Genomic DNA, 25,729 nt, shown 5'->3' with positions numbered 1-25,729 from the left:
GGCGGATGCCGCGCGGCACGCACCAGCATGCAGGAGGGGCTCGGGCGGCGAGAGCGTCGCACGCCATGCGACCCGTCCCGCGCGCCGGGCGTGCCCGGGCGGTGTCCCTGCGTCCTCGCACGATCGAACCCTTGCCATCCGCCGGCCGCAGCGGTCCTCGCCCTTCGGTCGCCGCCGCCAGGCCGGGCGGAGGAGCCTGCCGATGCAACTGACCCTGTCCGTCCTCCGCTGTCCCGACAGCGTCGTTCCCGAACAGCGCCGCGTTCCGGGCGGTGACTACGTGCTCGGCCGCGGCGCGGATGCGAGCTGGGTGCTGCCCGACCCCGACCGGCTGCTGTCCAAGCACCATTGCGTCCTGGAGTTCCGCGGCGGCGGCTGGCAGGTGCGCGACCTGTCGACCAACGGCACCTTCGTGAACCACGCCACGGCGCCGGTCGGCCGCGACCAGGTGAAGATGCTCGAGGACGGCGATCGCCTGCGCCTCGGGGCCTATGAGATCGAGGTGCGCGTCGAGCAGTCGGGCGCGCAGCCCTCCGCCTGGGGTGGCGGCCTGCCCGGCGCCGCGCCGCCGCCGGCCGGCGGCGGCTGGGACCAGCCCGCCGCGACGCCGTCCTGGGAGCAGCCCGCGGCCGCGCCCGGCTGGGGCCAGCCGGCGGCGAGCCCGAGTTGGGAGCAGCCCGCCGCCTCGCCGGGCTGGGATACGCCACCCTCCACGCCGCCCGCCTGGGGCGCGCCGGCCGAGGCCCAGCCCTGGGGGCAGCCGGCGCCGCGCGACGAGCCGCTGCAGCCGCGCATGGCCGGCGATCCCTTCGTCGGCGGACGTCCGTCCCCGGCGCCGATGCCGGGCCTGCCAAGCGCCTCCGGCCTGCCGGCGGACTTCGATCCCTTCGCCGCGGCGCCGCCGGCGGCGGATCATCGTCCGTCGACGTCCGACGCCTTCGTACCGCCCCGGGCGACGCCGCAACCGGGCGGCGGAATCCCGGACAGCTGGGACCTCGGCGCGGCGCCGACGGCACCGGCCGCCCCCGCCGCGCCGCCGCGACCCGCGGCGGGTGGGCCGGGACAGATTCCGGACGATTGGAACTTCGATCTCTCGCCGGGGGCCGCGCCGCCTGCGGCGCCGCCCGCACGTCCGGCCACGCCGCCGCCTGCCGCACCCTTCCCGGCCGGCGGACCCGATCCGTTCGCGGCACCGGCCGCGGCGCCCGCGCCCTTCGCGCCGCCACAGCCCGGGGCGCCCGACCCCTTCGCCGTGCCGCCGGTCGCGCCAATGCCGCCGGCGCCGCACGGTCCGCCGGCAGGGCCGGACCCCTTCGCCGCGCCGGCCGCCGCACCGATGCCCTTCGCGGCCCCGCCGCCGGCCCAGCATGGGTCGCCACCGGGGCATGACCCCTTCGCGGCACCCCCGACGCAAACCCACCCGACGCCGGACGCCTTCCCGGCCGCGCCTGCCGGGCCGCCCGCCGGCTTCCCGGCCCAACCGCCCGCGGCCTTCAACCCGGCGCCGGGCCCCGACCCGTTTGCGGCCGTCGCCCCCGCGGCGCCGCCCCAGCCGCCGGTTGCTCAGTACACGCCGCCGCCGGCGCCGCCGGGTGCGAGCAGCGATCCCTTCGCCGAGCCGCCGCCCGCGACGCGCCCGGCCGCGCCGCCTCCGCCGCCCGAGCCCGCGCCGGTCGCGCGACCCGCCGCGCCGCCGGCCGCCCCGCCGATGGCCGGCGGCGGCAGCGCCGATGGCGGGCTCGCGGCCTTCCTCGCCGGTGCGGGGCTGCCCGCGCATCTTGCCGGCAACACCGACCCCGACGCGGCGCTGCGCGCGCTGGGCGCGGCCTTCCATGCGGCCATCTCGGGCCTGCGGCAGCTGCTGATCGCGCGTGCCGACGTGAAGCGCGAATTCCGCATCGAGCAGACCATGCTGCGGTCCGCCGGCAACAACCCGGTGAAGTTCGCCGCCTCCGACGAACAGGCGCTTGCCGCGCTGATCTCGGCCGGCACGCAGAACGGCCCGCGCGCCGTGCGGGAGACGGTGGAGGACCTCACGGCGCACCAGGTCGCCACGCTCGCCGCGACGCAGGCTGCGGCGCGGGCGTTGCTGGCGCGCCTGGCGCCGGAAGGGATCGAGGGGCAGGAAGGCGGCGGTGGCGGAGGTCTCTTCGCCAGCAAGGACAAGAAGCTGTGGGAAGCCTACAAGCGGCTCCACCAGCAGGTCACCGAACAGTTCGACGACGATTTCGACAGCGCCTTCGGCAAGGAATTCGCGCGCGCCTACGAGCAGGCGTCGCGGAAGGATCGCTAGGGGCCGGGGGCAGGGGAGCGCGTAGCGGATGCTCTGGCACGACAAGGTGGTCTGGCAGGAGGGCATGTTCCTCCGTGCCCAGCACTTCCAGCAGCAGGACCGGCACTTCGAGTGGATGCTGCAGGCGCGCGCCGCGCCGCTCAGGCCGCATCCCTGGGGGATCACGGAACTGTCGCTCGACCGCGACCTGCTCGCAGCGGGCAAGTTCGCCGTGGCTTCGGCGACCGGCGTGATGGAGGACGGCACGCCCTTCTCCATCCCCGGCCATGCCGACCAGCCGGCGCCGCTCGACCTGCCGGAGGGCACGCGCAACTGCGTGGTCTACCTGGCCCTTCCGGTGCGCCAGCCCGGCAGCCCCGAGATCGCCTTCAGCGAAGGCCCCGAGATGGCCGCGGCGCGCTACGGGATGCGCGGCTTCGAGGCCTTCGACACCCATTCCGACGCGACGGTGCCGGCGGAACTGCAGGTCGGTCGCCCCCGCCTGCGCTTCATGCTCGAGACCGAGGAACGCGCCGGCTTTTCGGCGATCGGCCTGACCCGCGTGGTCGAGGTACAGGCCGACCGCCGCGTCGTGGTGGATGAGCGCTTCATCCCGCCCTGCCTGCGCGTCTCGGCCTCCCCGCCGCTCGGGAACCTGGTGAGCGAACTTGTCGGCATGCTCGGCCAGCGCGCGGAAGCGCTCGGCGCGCGGCTGTCCCAGCCGGGCGCGCGCGGCGTCGCCGAGGTCGCGGACTTCCTGCTGCTGCAAGCCGTGAACCGCTGGCAGCCGCTGCTCGCGCACTGGGCCGATGCGGGCAACGTGCATCCGGAATCGCTTTACGCTGCGCTGGTGCAGCTTGCGGGGGAGCTCGCGACCTTCACCGATCCCAAGCGCATGGCGGCGACCTATCCCGCCTATCGGCACGAGGACCTGCAGCGGTCCTTCGCGCCGGTCGTGGCCGACCTGCGGCGCAGCCTGTCCATGGTGCTCGAGACCAGCGCCGTCTCGATCCCGCTGCAGGAACGCCAGTTCGGCGTGCGCGTCGGCCCGATCGTCGACCGCACCGTGCTGCGCTCGAGCCAGTTCGTCCTCACCGTCCAGGCGGACATGCCGTCGGAACAGATCCGTCGCGTCTTCCCCAACCAGGTGAAGATCGGCGCCGTCGAGCACATCCGCGAACTGGTGAACGTCGCGCTGCCGGGCATCCAGGTGCGCCCGCTGCCCGTCGCGCCGCGCCAGCTGCCGTTCCATGCGGCCGCCGTCTACTTCGAGCTCGACCGCGGCAGCCAGCATTGGGCGCAGATGCAGAATTCCGGGGCCTTCGCCATCCATGTCTCCGGCGATTTCCCGAACCTCAAGATGGAACTCTGGGCCATCCGCGGATGATGCTGCGGATGGTCGAGGCTGAACCGAAGGACCGCGCGCGATGAGCGACAATCCCTTCGCCGAACCGGACGACAGCGACCGCACGGTCGTCCGGGGCCCAGGCGGCGGCGCGCCGCCGCCGCGCCCCCAGCCGGCCGGACCGGCGCCCTACCGTCCCGCCGGGCCGCCGCCGATGGGCGGCATGCCCGGGCTGCCGACCGGTGCCGGGCCGGGCGCGGGTGCTGCGCCGCGCGGTGAATCCGCGCCGCGCCTGGCGGGCGAGGCGGACCAGCTGCCCAGGGTCGGTATCGGCCCGCTCGTGGCCGCGGCACAGCCGCTGCTCGACCTGCTCGCGCGCCTCGCCAACGCCGGCACGACGGCGCCGCCCCAGGGGCAGGAACTGCGCGAACGCACGCTGCGCGCCCTCGCGCAGTTCGAGAAGGACGCGCAGGAACTCGGCGTCAGCCAGGAACAGCTGCGCGCGGCGCACTACATCATCTGCGCCAGCCTCGACGACGTGGTGTTGTCCTACAACTGGGGCCAGGGCAGCGTCTGGTCGGTGCAGTCCCTCGTCGCGACCTTCCACCAGGAAGTGAAGTCGGGCGACCGCTTCTTCGACGTGCTCGCGGGCATGCAGAAGGATCCCGGGCGCTGGAAGGACGCGCTCGAGCTGACCTATTTCTGCCTCGCCCTCGGCTTCCAGGGCCGCTACCGCCTGTCGCCGCGCGGCGCTTCGGAACTCGAGCGCATCCGCGAGGGCCTCTACCAGCTTCTCACGCAGGTGCGCCCGCCGTGGGAGCGCGAGCTCTCGCCGCACTGGAAGGGCGTCGACGCGCCGCATCGCGGGCCGCGCAAGGGCGTGCCCGCCTGGGTCGCCGCCTGCGTCGCGGTCTTCGCGCTGGGCATGGGCTACGCCTGGCTGGCGAATGCGATGAACGAGGGCTCGGACGGACTCTACGATCGGATGGCCGCGCTGCCGCCGGGCATGGTGCCCGAGATCGTGCGCGCCGCGCCGCCGCAGCCGCCTGCGCCGCCACCGGCGCCGCCGGCCTTCCTGCCGCCGCCGCCGCCCGACTTCCTGATGACGCTGCAGCAGTTCCTCAAGCCCGAGATCGACCAGGGCCTGCTCAGCGTGTTCGGCGATGGCCGGTCGGTGACCGTGCGGCTGAAGGGCACGGGCATGTTCGCCTCCGGCTCGGCGACCGTCGAGCAGCGCTTCGTCCCTATCCTCCAGCGGGTGGGGCAGGGGCTGCGCACCGAACCCGGGCGGGTGCAGGTGATCGGCCATTCCGACAACCAGCCGATCCGCACCGTGCGCTTCCCGTCGAACTTCCATCTCTCGCAGGCGCGGGCCGAGGCGGCCGAGCAGATCATCGCCGCGGCCTCCGGCGACCCGGCCCGGTTCTCCGCCGAAGGGCGCGCCGACGCCGAGCCCATCGCCGACAATCGCACCGCCGAAGGGCGCGAGCAGAACCGGCGCATCGAAGTCGTCCTGCTGCGGGGGACCCGCTGACCATGATCCTTCAGGTCTTCGCCCCGTTCCTGTCGGGTCGCGCGCTGGCTGCCTTGGCTGGCGTGAGCCTTCTGCTGCCGGTGATCTGGCTGTTCGGGCCGCTGCTCACGGTGAACGGCGTCTCGCCGCTCGCGAGCGAGATCAACCGGATGATCCTCTGTGCGGTCCTGTTCGTGATCGTGCTCGGCTTCATCTGGATCATGGACCGGCGCAAGCGGCGCCGGGATGCGCTGCTGGTGCAGGGCATCGCCGAGCCCGATCCCGGCGCCGACCGCGCGGCCGAGGAAGAGGCCGAGCTCCGCGACAAGCTGACCGCCGCGCTGGACAAGCTGAAGGCGACCTCGGGCAAGAAGGGCGGCTTTCTCTACGAGCAGCCCTGGTACGTCATCATCGGCCCGCCGGGTTCGGGCAAGACGACGGCGCTCGCCAATTCCGGCCTCGAGTTCCCGCTGACCGACGGCGGCAAGCTGCAGGGCGTCGGCGGCACCCGTCTGTGCGAATGGTGGCTGACGGACAACGCCGTGCTGATTGACACGGCGGGCCGCTACACCAGCCAGGATTCCGACGCGGCGGCCGACAAGGCGGGGTGGGAACGCTTCCTCAACCTGCTCAAGAAGTCGCGCCCGCGCCTGCCGCTGAACGGCGTGATGGTCACCTTCGGCGTGGACATGATCTCCCGCCTCGGCCCCGCCGAGCGTGAGCAGCATGCCCGCGCCGTGCGCCGGCGCATCAAGGAGCTCGAGGAGAAGCTCGGCCAGCGCCTGCCGGTCTACTTCATGATCAGCAAGGCCGACCTGCTGGCTGGCTTCATGGAATTCTACGACGACCTCGACAAGACTGCGCGCGAGCAGGTGTGGGGCTTCACCTTCCCGGTGCAGACGGCGAGCGAGATTGGCCCCGTCTCGAAGTTCGCCGAGGAGTTCCAGGCGCTGCTCTCGCGTCTGCAGGACCGCATGCTCGAGCGGCTGCAGCAGGAACGCGGGCCGCAGCAGCGCGCGGCGCTCGCAGGTTTTCCGGCGCAGTTCGCCTCGCTCGAGGCGCCGCTCACGGCCTTCGTCACCGCGGCCTTCGGCGGCACGCGGCTCGATCCCGCGCCGATGCTGCGCGGCGTCTACTTCACCTCCGGCACCCAGGAGGGCAGCCCGCTCGACCGCCTGGCCGGCGCGCTGTCGCGCTCCTTCGGCCTCGACCCGCGCCGCCCGGCCGCGGTCATGCAGCAGAAGGGCCGCGCCTACTTCATCACCAGGCTGCTGAAGGACGTCATCTTCAACGAGGCGCGGCTCGCCTCCGGCGATCGCAAGGCGGACAAGCGGCGGCGCGTCGTCGCCATTGCCGCGTGGTCGATCGCGGGCCTCGTGACGCTGGGCGGCGGCCTCTATGGCTGGAAGTCCTGGAGCGACGAGCAGGCGCGCGAGCGCCGGCTGTCCGAGCAGGTCGCGAAGGCCGAGCAGGCGTCGCAGGGCATTCCCTTCGAACGGATCAGCGAGGCCGAGTTCCGCCGCGTTCTTCCCTACCTCGACGCGGCGCGCGACCTGCCGCCGGCGGCACGCGGGGATGGCGGCGGTCTCGGGCTGAGCCAGGAAGGCAAGCTCGTCGCCGGCGCCAATGCCGCCTATCGCCGCGCGCTCGATCGGTCCTTCCTGCCGCGGCTGCTCGCGCGGCTGGAGCAGGAGATGCGCGCCGCCTTCCAGCGGCCCGACGAGCTCTACGACGCCACGCGGGCCTATCTGATGCTGGGGCAGGAGGGGCCGCTCGACGCCGACCTCGTGAAGTCCTGGTTCGCGCGTGACTGGCTGCGCACCTTCCCCGGCCAGGTGAACCAGCCGGTGCGGGATTCGCTGATGGCGCATCTCGACGCGACGATCGGGCGCAACTTCCTCCGCTATCCGGTGGATGGCGCGCTGGTCGATGCGTCGCGGCGCATCTTCTCGCGCCTGCCGCTGGCCGACCGCGTCGCGTCCCGCCTGCAGACCGCGGCGGCGGCGGCGAATGTCCAGCCCTGGCGCCCGTCCGATGCGCTCGGCCAGGCGGGCCAGCGCTACTTCACCCGGGCCTCCGGCGCGCCGCTGACCGATGGCGTGCCGGCGCTCTACACGCTCGATGGCCTCTATCGCGGGTTGCTGCCCGTGCTGGGCCAGGCGGTGCGGCAGGGTGTCGCGGAATACTGGGTGCTCGGGCCGGAGGGAGCGAACCTCGGCACCGACGACCCGGTGCGGCTGGAGCAGGAGGTGCTGCGCCTCTACGCCGAGGAATACGTCCGGCAGTGGCAGCGCATGCTCGACGACATCAACCTGCTCCCGCTGCCGCCCGCGCTGCCGGCACAGGCGGAGGCGCTGAACATCCTCGGCGCGCCGAACTCGCCGGTGAAGGACCTGCTGCGCTCGATCTCGCGGCAGTTGACGCTCGGCACGCCGCCGCAGGGCTGGGCGCCGCCCGGTCGTCAGCCGCGGCCCGCGCCGCAGCCCGGCCAGCCGCCGCAGCAGCAGGAGCCGACCGGCGCCGAGCCCGTCGCCGCCATCGTCGAGCAGCGCTTCGAAGCGCTGCGCACCGCCTCGGGCGACCCGATCGACGGCGTGCTGCGCATCGTCAACGACCTGTTCGTGCAGGTGCAGCGCCTCGCCACCGCGCCGCCCGGCACTGTGCCGGCGCAGCCGGCGGGGCTCGATCCCGGGCAGCGACTGCAGGCGGAAGCGGCGCGCCAGCCGCAGCCGATCCAGCGCTGGCTGAACGCGATGGTCACCCAGACCAACGTCGCGCGTGGCGGCGGGGCGAAGGCGGCGATCGCGGCGGCGGCGGCCCAGCAGCTTGCCCCGGCCTGCCGCGGGCTCGACCAGCGCTTCCCCTTCAACATCAACGGGGAAGACCTGCCGGTCGACGACTTCAACCGGCTGTTCGGCCGCGGCGGCGTCTTCGACCAGTTCTTCACGCAGAATGTCCGCCAGTATGTCGATACGACGCAGAACCCGTGGCGCCCGATGGCGACCGATGGGCTGCCGCCGCCGATCAGCGCGGCGGACCTGATGCAGTTCCAGCGCGCGGCGCAGATCCGGGATGCCTTCTATCCCTCCGCCGCCTCGCTGGGTCTGCGCTTCGACCTGGTGCCGCGCAGCATGGATCCGGGGGCGACGCAGGCGATCCTCGAATTCGAGGGCACGCGCACGGAGATCGCGCAGGGCGGTTCGGCCCGCCCGATCGCGATGTCCTGGCCGGCGCGCGGCAACACGACGCTGACCTTCGATCCGCCGTCCACCGTCGGTCCGCTCGCCTATGACGGGCCGTGGTCGGCGATGCGGCTCGTCATGCGCCGCAACAGCACGCTGGCCGCCGGGCCGTCGCCCGAGCGCCTGCGCCTTCGCGTCCAACAGGGGGAAAGGACGATCGACTTCGAACTGCGCGCGGGGAGCTCCCAGCATCCCTTCGGCCTGGCCGCGCTCCAGCAGTTCCGATGCCCGACCTTCTCCCCCTGACGGGCCTCTACGGCAAGGTGCCGGCGCATGGCGACTTCGTGCGCCGGGGCCTGCCGTCGACCTTCGTCGCGCCGTGGGACGAGTGGCTGCAGGCCGCGATGTCCCGCGCGCGGATGGGGCTCGGAACGCGTTGGGAAGATGCCTGGGATGCCGCCCCGGCCTGGCGCTTCGCCCTGCCGGCCGGCGCCTGCGGGCCCGATGCCGTGGCCGGCGTGATGCTGCCGAGTGTCGACACGGTGGGGCGCCGCTTTCCGATCACGCTGGCGGCGCTGTTGCCGGTGGGCGCAGCCGTGCCCGACGACGCCTGGTTCGATGCGCTCGAAGGCGCGGCGTTGGCCGGACGGTTCGGCCAGGCCGATGCCGACGCCATGGCCGCGGCGATACCGGTGCCCGGCGGACCTCCGGCTGCGACGGCCTTCCCGCTCCTCGCACCGACTGCCCCGCATGCCGACCGCGGCGGAGCGCCGCAGGACGATGCCTGGGACAAGCCGCCCGGTGCCGCAATGGCACATGAGGCCGACACCTCCGGCGCGCATGATGCCGCCCCGTCGGCACCGGACGACGTGATGGCATTGCTCGGAACGGGACCCGTGACGGCGGGGAAGGGATCGGACCCCGATTCCATTGTCGAACTCGACGTGCTGTCGGTCTTCGCCGGCGGCGCTGCGCCGCCTGCGCCACCTGCCGACGGGACGCTCGCCATGCTGCTCGGCGGCGAACCGGACCGGGAGACGCCGACCGCGACCCCTGATCCCTTCGACGCCTTCCTGGGCGACTTCGGGACCACGCCTGCGCCGAACCAGGCGGCGGCGCCGGCGGATACGCCTGCCGACCCGCTCCAGGCGCTGCTCGGCGGCGCGGAGACGCCCCTGCCGCCTGTCGCGGCGCTGCCCTCATGGTCCGACGACGATGGGCCCGATCCGCTGGCCACGCTGATGGCGGCGGCGCCAGAGCCGGCGCCACCGGAGTCCGTGCCGGCACCGGAGGCCACGGCGCCGCCCGTGATTCCGGATGACGTCGAGTTCCTCGGCTTCGCGGACCCCGTCGACGAAGCGTGGCCCGGCGACGCGGCATCCGCCGTCGTCCATGGCGCCGCGGCGCCGCCGGCACCCGAGGGCGGTGGCTGGTGGACGCGCGGCGCGTCGCGCGTTCCGCCGATGGTCTGGCCGCTCCATGGCCTGCCGTCTCCCGACGATTTTGCCTACCTCCTGGAAGCCGAGGCATGAGCGTGCGTCTGACATCCCATGCGGCCACCCATCCCGGCGCCGTGCGGCCTCGCAACGAGGACGCGCTGCTCGACCGACCGGAGATCGGCCTTTGGGCCGTGGCCGACGGCGCGGGCGGGCATGGCGCGGGGGACGTGGCCTCCACGGCGATCATCGCCGCGCTCCAGACCATCCCGCCGGGCCTGTCCGCCGCCGAACTGCTGGCGCAGGTGCGGCTGAAGCTGATGACGGTCCATGACGAGCTGCAGGTCGAGGCCGAGCGGCGCGGGCCCGGACGCATCGTCGCTTCCACGGTCGTCGTGATGCTCGCGCGCGGGGACCATTTCGCGATGCTGTGGGCGGGGGATTCGCGTGGCTACCTGCTGCGCGGCGGCGTCCTGCAGCGCGTGACGCGCGACCACAGCCTGGTGCAGGAACTGGTCGACCAGGGCGCGCTGCGGGAGGAAGAGGCCGAGAGCCATCCGCAGGCCAACGTCATCACCCGCGCGGTCGGTGCCCATGGGGAACTCGAGCTCGACAAGGTCTCGGGCCGTATCATGGAAGGCGACCGCTACCTGCTCTGCACCGACGGTCTGTTCAAGACCATCCCGGAGGCGGAGATCGGCGCCATGCTGTCGAATGGCAGCGACCCGACCGCCATCGTGACCGAGGCGGTGGGCCGCGGCGCGCGCGACAATGTCAGCGTCGTCGCGGTCGCCTGCGTGGATTGAAGCCGCGCTGCTTCAGCCCTTCGGCAGCTCGTAGGTCACGACCTGCTGGGCCGCGTTGATGCTGTCGTCGAGCGCGAAGTAGATGAACTCGATCTCCTCGTAGGAGAACTTCACCGTCTCGATCGGACGGTCGCCGCCGGAGGCGTCCTCGATGGACGACACCCGCGCGTTGGTCAGCGTGACCTCGAGGAAATGCGTGGCCTCGGTCGCCTTGGGGCGCAGCCACCGGACCTGCACCTTCAGCGTCTCCTGCTTCGTCACCTGCATCCAGAGCTGCGCCGAGGTGCTGTCGGCCTGGCGCCGCACGACCGCTTCCTTCAGTTGCGCGGCCGAGAGGACCTGCGCCATCCCGTGCGTGAAGGTGTAGTTGCGGGTCGCACCCCATTCGAAGCCTTCGATCGGCAGCCAGCCTTCCTGCTCGCCCAGCTTGCTCTCCCCGGTCAGGCCGGAGACCTTCATCACGACCGCCATGGCTTTACACCCTGTTCATGATCTGGGTGACGGACTGCGCGCCGCGGACCTGACCCTCGAAGGTCCAGGTCACGACGGTGAAGTCGTCGACGGTGAGGTCGTAGGATTCAGCAGGCCGATCCGTGCCCGATTCCCAACGGCAGGCGACGACGCCGACATCCTTGAGTTCGAGGCGCATGTACTCGACAGGCGCGTCGCTGTCGGTGCGCATGAACACGATGGTGGCCTTGCACTTCGGCCCGCCCCAGAACAGCTCGTTCAGCAGCCCGACGCTCGATCCGTCGGTCGCCTTGGTGATGCGGATGACGTTGATCGACGTGTCCACCTTCGCGCCGAGCCGGCTGTGCGGCTGGCCCGAGAAGCTGCAGGACGACAGCTCGATCCACTCGCCGGACGCGGGATCCTTCGGCACGTCTCCGGGCACCTTGGCCTCGCCCTTGAGCGGGCCGGCCTTGACCCCCTCGAAACACATGAAGATTGCCATCGCCGCCGGACTCCCTGGCAGGTCACTTCATGAAAGATGCCGCCCGGATCGCTCCGGGCGGCATCGTCGCACGCCGCTCGGTGGCCGGCCCGGTGAGGCCGGCTCTGCCTGCGTCAGCCGGTCTTGCCGGTCGAGAGGTCGTAGGACACCGTCTCGGGTTCGCCGGACAGGTTGTCGCCGACGAGCATGTACTTGAACTCGATCTTGTCGAAGTTGAAGGACACCGATTCCGACGGGCGGTCACCACCCGAGGAGATGCTGTAGCCCGAGATGCCGCAGCCCTCGAGGTTGTACTCCATGTAGGTCTGCACCGAGCCGGAGGCCGTGCGGACGAAGGAGATCTTCACCTTCTTGTCGAGCGTGCCCGTCAGCGCCGCGACGAAGAGCTTCGGCGAGGAACCGTCCGACGGCTTCGTGACGGTGATCTCGCTGACGGAGGCGATGCCGCTCTCACGCGTGGACTGGCCGTACGCGGAGGCGATGCCGCGGCCGACGCCGAGCTGGAAGGAGTTGATCTCGATCTGCTTCTTGTAGCCCTCGGTCGTCGCTTCGCCGGGGATACCTTCGTAATCAACGAAAATCGGCATTTGCTGTCCCTTTCCCATCCTGCCCCCGAGGAGCGGCACCGCGCCGCGCCCTGGTGAGCAATTCTATACGTCAGTTGACGTCGTAGCGGAACGACCCGTCGTCGTTCATGCCCACCTTCACCTGAAGGATTTCATGCCCCTCCGCGAGGCGCTCCAGGATGCGCGCGGAGAGCTCGGGCAGCACCGTGCGGCTCAGGATGTTGTCGATGTTGCGCGCGCCCGAGGACACTTCCTTGCAGCGCTCGACGATCGCATCGATCACCGCGTCGTCCACCTGCAGCGGCACGTTGTAGGATTCCTTCAGCCGCTTGCCGATGCTGCGCAGCTTGAGACCCGCGATCTTCTTCAGGATCTCGGGCTTCAGCGGGTAGTAGATGACGACGTTGGTGCGGCCGAGGAAGGCCGGCTTGAAGGACTTGAGCAGCTCGGGCATCAGCGCTTCGCGCAGCTCGTTCGGCTCGGGCGTGAGGTCGGGATCGGCGCAGAGCTTGTCGATCGCATCCGTGCCCGCGTTCGATGTCATGATGATGACGGTATTGCGAAAGTCGATGTCGCGACCCTCGCCGTCCTTCATCGCGCCCTTGTCGAAGACCTGGAAGAACACGTCCTGCACGCCCGGATGCGCCTTCTCCATCTCGTCCAGCAGGACGACGGAGTAGGGACGCCGGCGGACGGCTTCGGTCAGCACGCCGCCCTCGCCGTAGCCGACATAGCCGGGGGGCGAGCCCATGAGCAGGGAGACCTTATGCTCCTCCTTGAACTCGCTCATGTTGATGGTCGTCATGTTCTGCTCGCCGCCATAGAGCAGGTCGGCGACGGCGAGCGCCGTCTCGGTCTTGCCGACGCCGGAGGTGCCGGCCATCAGGAAGACGCCGATCGGCTTGCGCGGGTCCGTCAGGCCCGCGCGCGAGGTGCGGATCGCCTGCGCGATCGCGTCCAGCGCATGGTCCTGGCCGACCACGCGCTCCATCAGGTGGTCCCGCAGCTTCAGGACGGTGTGGATCTCGTCCGAGACCATGCGTCCGACCGGAATGCCGGTCCAGGTACCGACGACGTCGGCGACCGCCTGGCCGTCCACCACCGGGAAGACCAGCGGCTCCTCGCCCTGCAGCTTCTTGAGCGCCTCGGCGGTCTCGCCGAGCTCCTTCTTGAGCGCCTCGGCGTCGACCGGCTCGGCGGGCTTGCCGTCGGGGCCGGGCATCGGCACCGCCGCGGCCTCGATCTGGTGGCGGAGGTCGCGCATCTTCGCGACCAGCGCCTTCTCCTCCTCCCAGCGGTTCATCACCTCGGAGAGTTCGGCGGAGACCTTGGCGTGCTCCTGCTCGAGCGCCTCGCGCCGGACCTTGTGGTCGGCGCCCGTCGCCTCCTCGCGCGCGATCGCGCCGAGCTCGGTGTCGATCAGCGACAGGCGGCGCTGGCGGTCCTCGACCGGGGCGGGGATCGCCGCCTGGGACATGCCGACGCGCGCGCAGGCGGTGTCGAGCAGCGAGACGCCCTTGTCGGGCAGCTGGCGCGCCGGGATGTAGCGGGCCGAGAGCTTGACCGCCTGGGTGATCGCCTCGTCGAGGATGCGCACGCCGTGGTGCTTCTCGAGCGTGCCGACGAGGCCGCGCAGCATGGCCGCGGCCAGCGGCTCGGAGGGCTCCTCGACCTTCACCACCTGGAAGCGGCGGGTCAGGGCCGCGTCCTTCTCGAAGTACTTCTTGTATTCGGCCCAGGTGGTGGCGGCGATGCAGCGCATCTCGCCGCGGGCCAGCGCGGGCTTCAGCAGGTTCGCCGCGTCGTTCTGCCCGGCCGCGCCGCCGGCGCCGATCAGCGTGTGCGCCTCGTCGATGAACATCACGATCGGCGTCGGGGAGGACTTCACGGCGTCGATGACGCCCTTGAGGCGGTTCTCGAACTCGCCCTTCACGCCGGCGCCGGCCTGCAGCAGGCCCATGTCGAGCGAGTAGAGCTTCACGCCCTTCAGCGCGTCGGGCACGTCGCCGGCGGCGATGCGCAGCGCGAGGCCTTCGACCACCGCGGTCTTGCCCACGCCCGCCTCGCCGGTGAGGATCGGGTTGTTCTGCCGGCGCCGGGTCAGGATATCCACCATCTGGCGGATTTCCCCGTCGCGGCCGAGGATCGGGTCGATCTTGCCCGCCTTGGCCTGCGCCACGAGCTCGGTGCAGTACTGGTCGAGCGGGCCGCCGCCCCGCGGCGCCTCGCCCGCGGCGGGCGCGCCGCCGGCGCCGGGCGCGCCGGCCTCGGCCGTCGCCTCGGCGGCCTCCTCGCTGCCCTCGGCCATCTCGCCTAGGTTCCGCCGCACCGCATCGGCCGGCAGGTTCAGCAGCGAAGGCGCGCTCTCGCGCACCGAGCGGCCGAGCGTGTCATCGTTCAGCAACGCCGCCAGCAGGTGGCCCGAACGGATCTTGGCGCTGCCGCTCTCGAGGCTGGTCAGCAGCCAGGCCTCGCGCAGCCAGGTGACGATGTCGGGGGACAGGGACGGCGCGCGGGCATTGCCCGTCTTGAACTTGTCGAGGGCCCGGGTGATCTCGTTCGCCACCCGGCCGGCATCGACACCGCCCTTGCGCAGCACCGCCGAGACATCGGACCCCGAGGTCTCGACGAGCTTCAGCAGCACGTGCTCGATTTCAACGTTGTAATGTGTACGGGACAACGTCAGCCCTGCTGCCGCTTCCAGTTGTCGCCGCGTAAGCGCGTTCATTCGGCCGACGAGAGATTTCAGGTCGATCGCAACCATGCCAGGCGCATCCCTGTGTCTATATGCTGCGCGGCACGGCCCCCCGTCCGCGCTTGAAACGTTAGGGGGGCGTGCGAAACGAGTCCAGCGTGCTAGCGTGATCCGCATCGGCCCCACGGACGGTGGGGTGAGGGGCATCACACGGGAGTTGAGGATGGCGGAAGGGGTGCTCGACGTAGAGGCGCTGTTGGCGCCGCTCGGAACCGGCGACGGCGCTGGCGAGGACATCAGGGAAGACTATTCACCCACCTCGATCTACCAGCGCATCCGGACGCAGCGGAACGACGCCCGCGCCGGCGAGCGGTTGATGGATGGCGGCGACCCCGACGCCAATCCGGCGACGATCCAGGGCGCCTGGCGGCAGGTGAAGTCGCTCGGCATCGACTGCCTGGGTTCGAAGGCCAAGGATTTCGAGATCGCGGCCTGGATGGCGGAGGCGGTCATCCGCCTCGACGGCCTGAAGGGTCTGACCGATTCCGCCGCCCTGATCAGCGGGCTCTGCCAGCAATACTGGGACAACGGCCTGCCGCGGCTGGACGGGGAGGACGGGATCGACGGCCGCGCCGCGCCGATCGGCGGCCTGTCCGGGGATGGCGCCGACGGGACGCTGATGGCGTCGATCCGCCGCTACACGCTGTTCCGGCGTGCCGACGGATCGCCCTGCGACCTGTTCACCTGGCAGCGGTCCGAGGAGACCGCCGGCATCGCCGACAAGGCGCGCAAGGAACAGCGCATCAAGTCGGGCGTGCCGGAGTTCGACGCCCTGCAGAACGAGGCGCGGGCCGACGTGCCCTACCTGCGCGGCGTCGGGATCGAGGCGCGCAGCGCGCTGAAGGCCTGGACCGCGATGGACGCCGTGCTGTCGGAGAAGTTCGGCTCCGACGCCCCGTCGACGCGCCGCGTCGCCGAGGCCCTGTCCGCCATCATCGACATCAGCACCGCCATCGCCGGGGCCCCGCCGCCCGAGGCGACCGAGGGCGAACCGGAGGAAGCCATGGCCGAGGCCGGGGCAGAGGAAGGGGCCGCCGCCGTCGGCGGCGTCGCCATGGCGGCGGGAGCGCCCCGCGCGATGCGCACGCGCGATGACGCGATCCGGCAGCTCGAGGACATCGCGAACTTCTTCCGCAAGACGGAACCCCACTCGCCGCTGGCCTTCGTCCTCGACGATGCCGTGCGGCGCGCGCGCATGCCGTTGATCGAACTGCTGGCGGAAATCCTGCCGGATGCCGCTGCGCGGACCAAGATGCTGACCGTCCTGGGCATCAGGGTAACGGAAGGCGAATGACCCCCCGTCCAGGGGGGTGCGAATGGTGACCTAGATGCGTTGACCCCGGTCCGGGGGCCTGCGTAATCTCCTTCGCGACCGTAACTTTTTCTTGGGCACGGACCTCGCCCGCAGGAGGAACCTCTTCATGAGCAGCGTGCACGACAAGCTCGCGCGGGTCCGCAAGCCGCGCGTCCACATCACCTACGAAGTCGAGACCGAAGGCGCGCAGATCGAGCGCGAACTGCCCTTCGTCGTCGGCATCCTGGGCGATTTCGCCGGCGATCCGACCGAACCCCTGAAGCCGCTGGCCGAGCGCAAGTTCGTCCAGATCGACCGCGACAACTTCAACGATGTGATGGCGCGCATCCAGCCGGGCCTGAACATCAAGGTCGACAACACGCTCGCCGGCGACGGCAGCCAGATGGCGGTGAACCTGAAGTTCCGCAGCCTCGAGGATTTCGAGCCGCAGCGCGTCGCCGAGCAGGTGCCGGCGCTGAAGGCGATGCTCGAGACCCGCGCCAAGCTGCGTGACCTGATGTCCAAGGTCGATCGCTCCGAGGAGCTGGAAGGCCTGCTCGAGCAGGTCCTCCAGGACAAGGACAAGCTCGACAAGCTGTCGGCCGAACTCGGCCTCGACAAGAAGGGCTGATACCATGAGCGAGTCCCAGACCTCCGCCGCCGGCGCCACGACGACCGAGCTCGAGGGCGGCCTTGGCCTCCTCGACCAGGTCCTCGGCGCCACCAAGCAGACCGAGAAGGACCGTGCGCAGGACCTGATCAAGGCCCTGACCGAGGAAGCGCTGAAGGGCACCGTCACCTTCAGCCGCAACCTGCAGCAGACCTTCGACCGCGCGATCGCCGCGATCGACCAGAAGGTCAGCGAGCAGCTCAACAAGGTGATGCACCACGAGCGCTTCTCGAAGCTCGAGGGCTCCTGGCGCGGGCTGCACTACCTGGTCATGAACTCCGAGACCGGGACCTCGCTGAAGCTGCGCATGCTGCAGGCGAGCAAGCGCGAGCTGTCGCGCGACCTGCAGAAGGCGGTCGAGTTCGACCAGTCGCAGCTGTTCAAGAAGATCTACGAGAACGAGTTCGGCACGCCGGGCGGCGAGCCCTACGGCGCGCTGATCGGCGACTACGAGTGGACCAACCACCCCGACGACATGGAGACGCTGCGGCTCATCTCCTCCGTCGCGGCCGCGTCCTTCGCGCCCTTCATCTCGGCGGCCTCGTCCCAGCTGTTCGGCATGGACGACTACCGCGAGTTGTCGAAGCCGCGCGACCTCGCGAAGATCTTCGAGACGGCCGAGTACACCAAGTGGCGCGCGCTCCGTGACACCGAGGATGCGCGCTTCCTCAACCTCGTCATGCCGCGCACCATCGCCCGCCTGCCCTACGGCGCCGGGACCGTGCCGGTCGAGGAGTTCAACTACGAGGAAGCGCCGTACGACGCCGCCGGCAAGCCGAAGGCGATGGAGCACAACGACTACTGCTGGATGAACGCGGCCTACGTCATGGGCGCGCGTCTGACCGACGCCTTCGCCCAGTACGGCTTCTGCGTCGCCATCCGCGGTGCCGAGGGCGGCGGCAAGGTGTCGAACCTGCCGACGCACGTCTTCACCTCGGACGACGGCGACAGCGACACGAAGTGCCCGACCGAGATCGGCATCACCGACCGTCGCGAGGCGGAGCTCTCGGGCCTCGGCTTCCTGCCGCTCTGCCACTACAAGAACACCGACTACTCCGTGTTCTTCGGCGCGCAGTCGGTCCAGAAGCCGAAGAAGTACGACCGGCCGGAAGCGACGGCGAACGCCGCCATCTCCGCCCGCCTGCCGTACCTCATGGCGACCAGCCGCTTCGCCCACTTCCTGAAGGTGATGGCGCGCGACAAGATCGGCTCCTTCATGGAGGCGAGCGACGTCGAGGTCTGGCTGAACCGCTGGATCAAGAACTACGTCAACTCCAACGCCAATGCCGGCCAGGAGATGAAGGCGAAGTACCCGCTGCGCGAGGCGAAGATCGAGGTGAAGGAGGTGCCGGGCAAGCCTGGCGTCTACAACGCCGTGGCCTATCTCCGCCCGTGGCTGCAGATGGAGGAACTCTCGACCTCCATGCGCATGGTCGCGCGCATTCCGCAGAAGGCGTGATCACGGCCGGGCGGGGCAGGGGGGTGCGGCGCCATGCCGCAGAACACCGGACCTGAACCGCCCGTGCCCCTCCGGGCGGTTGTCCGCTCTGGCCAATTCCTTGGCCAGGGCGCCGGCGCCGAGGGTGCGGAGCGGATCGCGGCCTTCATCGCCGAACCTTCGGCGGCCGCGGCCCTCCAGGAGTGGTTCGGACCCAATCTGGCCTTGATGCTGCGCCACGACGGCAGCGCCGCCGGGCGCCGCCGTGCGATCGCGCGCCTCGAAGAAGCGGTGGACCGCGACATCGCGGCGCTCGACCGGATGGTCGGCACCCAGCTCGATCGGGTCCTTCATCACGACCGGGTCCGGCGGTTCGAGGGATCCTGGCGCGGCGTCGCATGGCTGCTCGACCGCGTGCCCTTTGGCTCGCGGATCAAGGTGCGCCTGCTGACGGTGCGGTGGGCCGAGATCTGCCGCGACTTCGAGCGCGCCCTGGAATTCGACCAGTCCAACCTGTTCAAGATGATCTACGAGGGGGAGTTCGGCACGCCGGGCGGCGAACCCTTCGGGATGATCCTGGCCGATTACGAGATCCGTCACGCCCCGGGGCCGGGCAGCCCGACCGACGACGTGGCCGCGCTGGATGGCCTGTCGGCCGTCGCCGCGGCCGCCTTCGCGCCGGCGGTGATCGCGGCCCATCCGGCGCTGCTGGGCTTCGATGCCTGGACGGGGCTGGGCGCGGCCGCGGACCTGACGGACGTGCTGCGCTCCAACGATCGCAACCGCTGGCGCTCGCTGCAGGGACGCGAGGATACGCGCTTCCTGTCCGTGGTGCTGCCGCGGGCCCTGGCGCGCTCGCCCTGGCCGGACGATGCGACGCGGGCGGATGGGTTCCGCTATCGCGAACATGCCCCGGATTCCGCGTCCCGCATTTGGATGAATGCCGGCTTCGCTCTGGCCTCCGCGGCGATCCGCGCCTTCGCGCGGTCGTCCTGGCCGGCGGATGTGCGCGGCGCGGCCATCTCGCGGGAGGCTATGGGCGGCGTGGTCGATGCCCTGCCGTCGGAGCGCCTGTCCGGTGACCCGCGCACCGGTCCGCTGCGCCCGCCGGTCGAGGTCGCGCTGACGGACGAGCAGGAACGCCAGGCGGTCGAGCACGGGCTGGTACCCTTCATCGGGCTCGAACTCCTGCCGGAGGCGACCTTCGCGGCGGTGCCGTCGATCCACCGTCCCCCGCGCCAGACCGGGGACGGGGCGACGATCGCCAATGCGAACCAGCGCCTGTCGGCGCAGTTCAACGCGATGCTCTGCGTCAGCCGCTTCGCCCATTGCGTGAAGCTGATGGGCCGCGACATGGTCGGCTCCTTCAAGACGCATGACGAAATCCAGAGGCGCCTGCAGAAGTGGCTGCAGGGCTTCACCAATGTTTCCTCCGCCGCGGGCGACCAGGGGGCCAGGTACCCGCTGCGCGACGCGCGGGTCGAGGTGAGGGAAAAGCCCGGGCAACCGGGAGTCTTCGGCTGCATCATCCAGTTGCAGCCGCATTATCAGTTGGACGAGGTGGGGGCGGCTTTCCGCCTCGTCACGGATCTCCAGGCGGCGAGGCAAGCAGCATGAGCACGGCAGGCGACGCATTCAAGGCGGGCGACATCGAAGGGGCGGTCGCGGCGGCGACGGCGGCGGTCAAGGCTGCCCCGCGCGAACCGGGGCCGCGCTGGCTGCTGGCCGAGATGCTCTGCTTCGCGGGTGAGTTCGAGCGCGCCGACCGCGCCCTCGATGCAGTGATCGAGGACAACCCCTCCCCGACCGTGATGGAGTTCCGGCAGCTCATTCGCGGCGAGGTGGTCCGCCGCCAGGTGCTGCTCGATGGCCGCGTGCCGAAGTTCCAGGGCGAGGACCCGACGGATGCGCAGAAGGCCGCGGCCCAGGCGATCACGCTGTTGCGCGCCGGAGACGGCGCAGGCGCCGCCGCTGCATCGGCCGAGGTCGAGACGCTGCGCCCGCGCGTCACCGGCAAGATCGATGGCGTCGCCTTCGACGATTTCCGCGACGCCGATGACGTCTTCGCCGCGATGATCGAGGTGATCACCGCCGGCGGGGAGTACATGTGGGTGCCGACCGAGCGCCTGCGCATGCTGTCCTTCGACGCGCCGAAGCGGCCGCGCGACCTGTTCTGGCGCCGCTGCACCATCGAGATGAAGGACGGCCAGGAGGGCGTGGTCTACCTGCCGTCCATCTACGGCTGGACGTCGAAGGACATGCCGAATCCGCTCCGCCTCGGCCGCGGGACGGAATGGCAGGACGAGGGCGGGCTTGTCCGCGGCATCGGCATGCGCGAATTCCTGATCGGCGAGGACTCCAAGACCCTGACGGAGCTTGAAGAGATCGCCTTCGACTGAGGTACGCCATCCGGCCATGAGCGACACACGCACCAGTCCGCGGATCCGCCTGCCGCTGCTCGATCGGCTGCTCGACGCCGATCCCGACAGCCCGCGGGATCCGCCGCTGTCGCAGTCGCTCGCCATCGAGCAGCTGCGCCTCGCGGTCCGCCGCGACATCGAGGCGTTGCTGAACGCGCGTCGGCGGCGGCTGCCGCCGGATACGGGGCTGTCCGAACTGGTGCTCTCCCCGGTCGGCTACGGCGTGCCGGATCCGACCGCGGGATCCTTCACCGAGGAGGAGCGGCGCAACGCCATCTCGCGCGAGATCCAGGCGACCATCGCGCGCTTCGAGCCGCGCCTGACCAACATCAAGGTGCAGCTGCGCAAGGACGAGCGGGACGCGGTGGACCGCGTGCTGCGCCTGCGGATCGAGGCCATCCTGCGGACCGACCCGGTGCCCGAGCAGATCTCCTTCGAGACCCTGGTGCGTCCGACGACGCTTGACGTCGCGGTGAACGAAGGCAGGTAGGGCCATGTCCGAAAGCCTGCTGCCCTATTACAACCGGGAACTCGCCGCGATCCGCAAGGCCGCGGGCGAATTCGCGGACGCCTATCCCAAGGTGGCCGCCCGGCTGCGCGTCACGCCCGAGGCGGTGGACGACCCCTATGTCGAGCGCCTGCTCGAAGGCGTCGCCTTCCTTGCCGCGCGGGTCCAGCAACGCCTCGACGACGAGTTGCCCGAGTTCAGCGAAACGCTGCTCGAGATGCTCTCGCCGCACCTGCTGGCGCCGGTGCCCTCGATGACGACGCTGAGGCTCAGCCCGCCGCCCGACGCCACCGGGCCGGTGCACGTGCCGCGCGGCCTGATGCTCGAGACCGACCCGGTGCGCGGCGAGCCGGTGCGCTTCACCACCTGCCACGACGTCACGATCTGGCCGGTCGCGATCGAATCGGTGCGCCTGTCGGGCCAGCCCATCGCAGCCCCTGCCAACAATCGGGTGCAGGGGGCCATGGCGTGCCTGCGGCTCGTGCTGCGGACGACGGCGCCGGACCTGCCATTCGCCAAGGTCGGTCTCGATCGCCTGCGGCTGCATCTTCGCGGCGTCGGGGCGATGCCCTCGCTGCTGCACGAACTGCTCTGCACCTCGACGCTCGGCCTCGCGGTGGCCGATGGACCCGCGGATCCGAAGCCGACCCTGCTCGGACCGGAATGCCTGCAGCCGGCCGGCTACGACCAGAACGAGGCCGCGCTGCCCTGGCCGCGCCGCGCCTTCGCGGGCTACCGCATGCTGACCGAGTGGTTCGCCTTCCCCGAGAAGTTCCTCTACATCGACCTCACGGGCCTCGAGGCGCGGACGCTTTCGCAGGACAGCGGGAAGATCGAGATCTTCATCTATCTCTCCCGCGCGATGCCGGAACTGGAGCGGACCCTCGCGGTCGAGAACCTGGTTATCGGCTGCACGCCGGCCATCAACATCTTTCCGCATCGCTGCGAGCCCATCTCGCTCGACGGCACGCAGGCCGAATGGATGGTCGTGCCGGATGCGCGGCGCCCGACAGCGCTCGAGATCTACGCCATCGAACAGGTGCGCGAGAGCCGGCCGGACGGCCAGCGGCGTCCCGTCCTGCCCTTCTATCGGCTGGGTCGGGAGGAGGAGGACGCCGACGAGGTCGCCTCCGCGAACTACGTCACCTTCCGCCGCGGCGCGACGCCGCCGATCACCGGTACGCAGACCTGGATCGAGCTGCGCGACGCCGCCTTCGACCCGCTGCGCCCCGCCGAGGGCGTGCTGACGGTCGAGGCACTGTGCTGCAATCGCGACCTGCCGGTCCTGCTGCCCTTCGGTGCGGGCCAGCCCCGCCTGCGCGTCTCGCAGGGCGGCATGCCGCTGTCAGGGGTCGACTGCCTGTCCCCCCCGACGCCCACCCTGCGGCCGGGGCTGAACGATCGCGGCGCCTGGCGGCTCATCTCCCATCTCGCGCTGAACCATCTGTCGGTGACGGGCGGCGAGAACGGTGCGGCCGCCCTGCGCGAGATCCTCCGGCTGCACGATCTGCGTGACACGGCGGAGACGCGCGCGGCCCTCGCCGCCCTCGTCTCCGTCGACACGCAGCCCGGCGTCGCGCGGCTGCCGGGCGGGCGCGCGGGGGCCTTCGCGCGCGGCCTCGATGTCACGCTGACCTTCGACCAGCAGGCCTGGGTGTCGGCGGGCCTGTATCCGCTGGCGCAGGTGCTCGAGCGCTTCCTCGCGCTGCAGGTCTCGGTCAACGCGTTCTCGCGCACCATGGTCGCGCTGCGCGGGCGTCCCGGCATCGTTGCCCGCTTCGCCCCGCGGAGCGGCACGCGGACGCTGTTGTGAGCGACCCCGGCACACCCCAGCCGCCGGTCGAGGATCCCCCGGGCGCCGCGCCGGAGGAGGCCCAGCCCGGCCCGCCGCCGGCGGAGGAGCCGGTTGAGGTCCCACCGGAGCCGCCCGCGAGCCTGCCGGACCTCGAGGCGCTGTCGGTCGCGACCGAGGAGGAAGCGGCCGCGGCCCGGCCCCCGCCCGAACCGCCGGCCTCGCCGTCGCTCAACCCGGTGCCGCCGGTGGATCGGCTGCGCCGCGACCCGTCGCGCTTCGACCTCGATCAGGCCTTCGCCGTCACGATCGCCGCCTCGCGCAGCAATCCCGACGCGCCGGAGGAACTGCGCCTGCGGAGCGCGCCGCGGCTGTCGATGCCGGGCGGCCCGGTCGTGGCTGCGAAGCCGGAAGATGGGGAACTGACGCTCGGCACCTTCGGCCTGGTCGGGTCGGGGGGCGTGCTGCCGCGCCACCACACGGCGCTGGTCGCCGCGGAGCAGCGCAAGCGCTCGACGGCGCTGCACGCCTTCCTCGACATGCTCGCGCGCCGGGCGGTCGGGCTCTATGCCAAGGCTGGCGCCAAGTATCGCCCGACGCGCAACGCCGAACCGACGGCGCGCGCCCTGTCGGCGGCGATCGGCATGGGCACGCCCTTCCACGAAGGGCGCATGAAGGTCCCGCCGGAGGATCTGCTCTTCCATGCCGGCAACCTCGCCTCCCGCACCCGCAGCGCCGAACGCCTGCGCGCCATGCTCGAGGCCGAGACCGGTCGGCGCGTCGAGATCGAGGAATTCGCGGGCGGCTACATCCGCCTGCCGGCCACCGAGCAGACCCGCATGCCGCGCGGGCGTGGGCCCGTGCAGCACGCCGCCCTCGGCGTCTCGGCCGTGGCCGGCGCCCAGGTCTGGGATCCGCATGCCCGCTTCATCATCCGCTTCGGCCCGCTGACGCAGAAGGAATTCGAGGCGCTGCTGCCCGGTACGCCCGCCTGGCTCACGGTGACGCAGCTCGCCCGGCTTTTCGTCGGCCCCGACACCTCCTTCGCGGTGAACCTGGTGCTGAAGAAGGACGAGGTGCCGCCGGCGCGCGCCGGCGGGGGCGCCCGCCTCGGCTGGTCGAGCTGGAGCGGCACCTCGCGCGCCCGCACCGTCGATGCGCGCGACGCCGTGTTCGAACCGCGGGAGGTCGTTTGATCCCTCTCGCCCGCGATCGTCGCGCCGGGCCGCGCGACTGAGGAGCCTTCCCGTGTCCGACGCCAAGACGCGCTACGGCGCGGCCGACATCCGCTACGTCGCGGCCTTCGATCCGGACATCTCGCCCGCGCGCGTGCAGGTCGCCCTCGCGCTGCACGACACGCTGTGGAACCCGCCCGACCGGGAACGGATGACCTTCCTCGACATCGGCTGCGGGCGTGGGCTGACGTCCTGCATGCTGGCCGCGGCCAATCCGGGCTGGGACGTGATCGGGCTCGACCTGCAGCCGGTTCACATCGCCGAGGCGCGCGAGATCGCCGCCGAGGCCGGCCTCGACAACGCCCGCTTCATCGAAGCCGACCTCGCCGAGCTGGACGAGGAATCGAGCGCGGCGCTGCTGCCCGAGGTCGACATCGTCATCTGCAACGGCGTCTGGACCTGGGTGCCCGATCCGGTGCGCCAGGGCATCGTCACCCTGTTGAAGTCGCGCCTGCGCGCCGGCGGCGTCGTGCTCATGGGCTACAACTCCCTGCCGGGCTTCGCCGACTGCATCGTCCTGCAGCGCATCCTGTACGAGGTGTCGGAGGGCGTGGCGGGCAGCGAGTCCGAGAAGGGCGCCGCGGCACTCGCGGTGCTCGAGCAGCTGCGCGACTCCGGCTCGCCCTACCTGCCGCACCCGAAGGTCCTCAGCCACGTGATCGAGGCGGCGCGCACGGCGCCGGCCTACATGGCGCATGAATGGTTCACGCCCTTCTGGCGGCCGGTCTTCCACGCGGACCTGGCGCGCGATCTCGCGGCGGCGCGGCTCGACTACGGCGGGCCGGCGCGACCGGCGGCGAGCCTGCTGCACCTGAACCTGGACCCGGCGCGCCGCGACGCGATGGCGCAGCTGCCTGCGACGATGGATCCGGAGACGGTCGGGGATGCCTTCCTCGAACGGCGCTTCCGGTCGGACCTCTTCATCCGGGGGCGCCGCCCCGGCGGGCGGCAGACGCTGGGCGACATCCGCTTCGCGCTCGGCGTGAACCCGGAACACGCCGTGATGCGCATCGGGACGCAGACCGGCGTGGCCAATCTCGGCGAGGCAGCCGAGCAGGCGATCCTCGGCGCGCTGGCGGCCGGGCCGCAGCGGGTGCGCGACCTGGTCGCGCTGCCGGCCTGTGCGGGCCTGACCGAGGCCGATGTCGCGCTGATGCTGTTCGATACGTTCACCGCCCATCCGCTCTGGCGCGACATCCCGAACGATCCGGCCTTCGCGGCGCGTGCGGCCCGCTGCAACCACGTCATCGCCCGGCGCCTCGGACGCGAGGCCTTCGCCAGCAAGGCGCCGCTCGGCGCCGTGGTGCCGGCGCTGGGCAGCGCCTTCGCGCTCGGCATGGCGGATCTCGCGGTCATCGCGGCCATCCAGGGCGGCGTGCCTGCGGACCCCGAGGCGCTCGCCCGGCGGCTCACGCCGCGGCGCGACGATCCGGACGCCGTCGCCACGGTGCGCAAGGCGGTGGAGGCGACGCTGACCCACCATCTCGGGGCCTGGCGTGCCCTGGGCGTGGTCTGAGGCGATGCACGGCAGGCAGGGAGCCC

General features: G+C 71.4%; 19 protein-coding genes. 15 read left to right on the top strand and 4 right to left on the bottom strand.

Features of this window, described 5'->3' with window-relative positions:
* Positions 1 to 202 precede the first annotated feature (202 nt).
* The 6 genes from tagH to GWK16_RS01760 are packed head-to-tail and all read left to right on the top strand — an operon-like array spanning position 203 to position 10,554.
* Positions 203 to 2,293: a type VI secretion system-associated FHA domain protein TagH gene (gene tagH / locus GWK16_RS01785; protein WP_170052255.1), complete on the top strand. Its 2,091-nt coding sequence runs from the start codon at positions 203 to 205 to the stop codon at positions 2,291 to 2,293.
* Positions 2,294 to 2,321: 28 nt separating this feature from the next.
* Complete coding sequence (gene tssK, locus GWK16_RS01780; protein WP_168041058.1) at positions 2,322 to 3,659, top strand: type VI secretion system baseplate subunit TssK; 1,338 nt, start codon at positions 2,322 to 2,324, stop codon at positions 3,657 to 3,659.
* 40 nt (positions 3,660 to 3,699) lie between these two features.
* A complete protein-coding gene (tssL, locus tag GWK16_RS01775; RefSeq protein WP_170052254.1) occupies positions 3,700 to 5,151 on the top strand; it encodes a type VI secretion system protein TssL, long form in 1,452 nt (483 codons plus the stop codon).
* 2 nt (positions 5,152 to 5,153) lie between these two features.
* Positions 5,154 to 8,618 carry a type VI secretion system membrane subunit TssM gene (gene tssM / locus GWK16_RS01770; protein ID WP_170052253.1) on the top strand — a complete coding sequence of 1,155 codons (3,465 nt, stop codon included), beginning with the start codon at positions 5,154 to 5,156 and terminating at the stop codon, positions 8,616 to 8,618.
* Positions 8,597 to 9,844, top strand: a complete 1,248-nt coding sequence (gene tagF, locus GWK16_RS01765) for a type VI secretion system-associated protein TagF (protein ID WP_170052252.1) — start codon at positions 8,597 to 8,599, stop codon at positions 9,842 to 9,844. Before tssM ends, tagF begins: the two co-directional genes overlap by 22 nt.
* Positions 9,841 to 10,554, top strand: coding sequence for a PP2C family protein-serine/threonine phosphatase (locus GWK16_RS01760; protein WP_170052251.1), 714 nt, complete (start codon positions 9,841 to 9,843; stop codon positions 10,552 to 10,554). The genes tagF and GWK16_RS01760 overlap by 4 nt, the downstream gene beginning before the upstream one ends.
* Before the next feature lie 12 nt (positions 10,555 to 10,566).
* Here the strand turns inward: GWK16_RS01760 and GWK16_RS01755 are convergent, their stop codons facing one another.
* From GWK16_RS01755 to tssH, 4 genes are all read right to left on the bottom strand, one after another.
* Positions 10,567 to 11,025 carry a type VI secretion system tube protein Hcp gene (locus GWK16_RS01755; protein WP_170052250.1) on the bottom strand — a complete coding sequence of 153 codons (459 nt, stop codon included), beginning with the start codon at positions 11,023 to 11,025 and terminating at the stop codon, positions 10,567 to 10,569.
* Between the two features lie 4 nt (positions 11,026 to 11,029).
* Positions 11,030 to 11,509 (bottom strand): type VI secretion system tube protein Hcp, encoded by a 480-nt coding sequence (locus tag GWK16_RS01750; protein ID WP_170052249.1) that lies wholly within the window; start codon positions 11,507 to 11,509, stop codon positions 11,030 to 11,032.
* 113 nt (positions 11,510 to 11,622) lie between these two features.
* Positions 11,623 to 12,096 (bottom strand): Hcp family type VI secretion system effector, encoded by a 474-nt coding sequence (locus GWK16_RS01745; RefSeq protein WP_170052248.1) that lies wholly within the window; start codon positions 12,094 to 12,096, stop codon positions 11,623 to 11,625.
* Positions 12,097 to 12,166: 70 nt separating this feature from the next.
* Positions 12,167 to 14,803, bottom strand: coding sequence for a type VI secretion system ATPase TssH (gene tssH / locus GWK16_RS01740; protein ID WP_456306749.1), 2,637 nt, complete (start codon positions 14,801 to 14,803; stop codon positions 12,167 to 12,169).
* A 190-nt stretch (positions 14,804 to 14,993) separates the two neighbouring features.
* On the opposite strand from tssH, the gene tssA reads away from it, so the two are divergent.
* The 9 genes from tssA (at position 14,994) to GWK16_RS01695 (ending at position 25,703) form a co-directional block, all read left to right on the top strand.
* On the top strand, positions 14,994 to 16,124 hold the full coding sequence (gene tssA, locus GWK16_RS01735; protein WP_170052246.1) for a type VI secretion system protein TssA: 1,131 nt from the start codon (positions 14,994 to 14,996) through the stop codon (positions 16,122 to 16,124).
* Positions 16,125 to 16,251: 127 nt separating this feature from the next.
* Complete coding sequence (gene tssB / locus GWK16_RS01730; RefSeq protein ID WP_170052245.1) at positions 16,252 to 16,755, top strand: type VI secretion system contractile sheath small subunit; 504 nt, start codon at positions 16,252 to 16,254, stop codon at positions 16,753 to 16,755.
* 4 nt (positions 16,756 to 16,759) lie between these two features.
* Positions 16,760 to 18,253: a type VI secretion system contractile sheath large subunit gene (gene tssC / locus GWK16_RS01725; RefSeq protein ID WP_170052244.1), complete on the top strand. Its 1,494-nt coding sequence runs from the start codon at positions 16,760 to 16,762 to the stop codon at positions 18,251 to 18,253.
* A gap of 63 nt (positions 18,254 to 18,316) precedes the next feature.
* Positions 18,317 to 19,849, top strand: a complete 1,533-nt coding sequence (gene tssC / locus GWK16_RS01720; RefSeq protein WP_338144371.1) for a type VI secretion system contractile sheath large subunit — start codon at positions 18,317 to 18,319, stop codon at positions 19,847 to 19,849.
* Positions 19,846 to 20,631, top strand: coding sequence for a type VI secretion system accessory protein TagJ (locus GWK16_RS01715; protein ID WP_170052242.1), 786 nt, complete (start codon positions 19,846 to 19,848; stop codon positions 20,629 to 20,631). Before tssC (GWK16_RS01720) ends, GWK16_RS01715 begins: the two co-directional genes overlap by 4 nt.
* Before the next feature lie 16 nt (positions 20,632 to 20,647).
* Positions 20,648 to 21,142 (top strand): type VI secretion system baseplate subunit TssE, encoded by a 495-nt coding sequence (tssE, locus tag GWK16_RS01710; protein ID WP_170052241.1) that lies wholly within the window; start codon positions 20,648 to 20,650, stop codon positions 21,140 to 21,142.
* Between the two features lie 4 nt (positions 21,143 to 21,146).
* Positions 21,147 to 22,973 (top strand): type VI secretion system baseplate subunit TssF, encoded by a 1,827-nt coding sequence (gene tssF, locus GWK16_RS01705; protein ID WP_170052240.1) that lies wholly within the window; start codon positions 21,147 to 21,149, stop codon positions 22,971 to 22,973.
* Positions 22,970 to 24,148, top strand: coding sequence for a type VI secretion system baseplate subunit TssG (tssG, locus tag GWK16_RS01700; RefSeq protein ID WP_170052239.1), 1,179 nt, complete (start codon positions 22,970 to 22,972; stop codon positions 24,146 to 24,148). Before tssF ends, tssG begins: the two co-directional genes overlap by 4 nt.
* A gap of 52 nt (positions 24,149 to 24,200) precedes the next feature.
* Entirely contained in the window at positions 24,201 to 25,703 is a 1,503-nt protein-coding gene (locus tag GWK16_RS01695) for a methyltransferase regulatory domain-containing protein (protein ID WP_170052238.1), read from the top strand.
* Positions 25,704 to 25,729 lie beyond the last annotated feature (26 nt).

It is taken from the genome of Neoroseomonas marina, assembly GCF_012927745.1.
Classification (GTDB): Bacteria; Pseudomonadota; Alphaproteobacteria; order Acetobacterales; family Acetobacteraceae; genus Neoroseomonas; species Neoroseomonas marina.
This window is presented reverse-complemented; position numbering and strand designations above follow the sequence as displayed.

Excerpts from the sequence above, each read along its gene's own strand:
- tagH (WP_170052255.1), top strand. The coding sequence starts at position 203 with ATGCAACTGACCCTGTCCGTCCTCCGCTGTCCCGACAGCGTCGTTCCC.
- GWK16_RS01745 (WP_170052248.1), bottom strand. The coding sequence starts at position 12,096 with ATGCCGATTTTCGTTGATTACGAAGGTATCCCCGGCGAAGCGACGACC.
- tssC (WP_170052244.1), top strand. The coding sequence starts at position 16,760 with ATGAGCGAGTCCCAGACCTCCGCCGCCGGCGCCACGACGACCGAGCTC.
- GWK16_RS01750 (WP_170052249.1), bottom strand. The coding sequence starts at position 11,509 with ATGGCAATCTTCATGTGTTTCGAGGGGGTCAAGGCCGGCCCGCTCAAG.
- tssE (WP_170052241.1), top strand. The coding sequence starts at position 20,648 with ATGAGCGACACACGCACCAGTCCGCGGATCCGCCTGCCGCTGCTCGAT.
- tssK (WP_168041058.1), top strand. The coding sequence starts at position 2,322 with ATGCTCTGGCACGACAAGGTGGTCTGGCAGGAGGGCATGTTCCTCCGT.
- tssH (WP_456306749.1), bottom strand. The coding sequence starts at position 14,803 with ATGAACGCGCTTACGCGGCGACAACTGGAAGCGGCAGCAGGGCTGACG.
- GWK16_RS01715 (WP_170052242.1), top strand. The coding sequence starts at position 19,846 with ATGAGCACGGCAGGCGACGCATTCAAGGCGGGCGACATCGAAGGGGCG.
- tssA (WP_170052246.1), top strand. The coding sequence starts at position 14,994 with ATGGCGGAAGGGGTGCTCGACGTAGAGGCGCTGTTGGCGCCGCTCGGA.
- tagF (WP_170052252.1), top strand. The coding sequence starts at position 8,597 with ATGCCCGACCTTCTCCCCCTGACGGGCCTCTACGGCAAGGTGCCGGCG.
- tssF (WP_170052240.1), top strand. The coding sequence starts at position 21,147 with ATGTCCGAAAGCCTGCTGCCCTATTACAACCGGGAACTCGCCGCGATC.
- tssB (WP_170052245.1), top strand. The coding sequence starts at position 16,252 with ATGAGCAGCGTGCACGACAAGCTCGCGCGGGTCCGCAAGCCGCGCGTC.
- GWK16_RS01755 (WP_170052250.1), bottom strand. The coding sequence starts at position 11,025 with ATGGCGGTCGTGATGAAGGTCTCCGGCCTGACCGGGGAGAGCAAGCTG.
- tssL (WP_170052254.1), top strand. The coding sequence starts at position 3,700 with ATGAGCGACAATCCCTTCGCCGAACCGGACGACAGCGACCGCACGGTC.
- tssM (WP_170052253.1), top strand. The coding sequence starts at position 5,154 with ATGATCCTTCAGGTCTTCGCCCCGTTCCTGTCGGGTCGCGCGCTGGCT.
- GWK16_RS01760 (WP_170052251.1), top strand. The coding sequence starts at position 9,841 with ATGAGCGTGCGTCTGACATCCCATGCGGCCACCCATCCCGGCGCCGTG.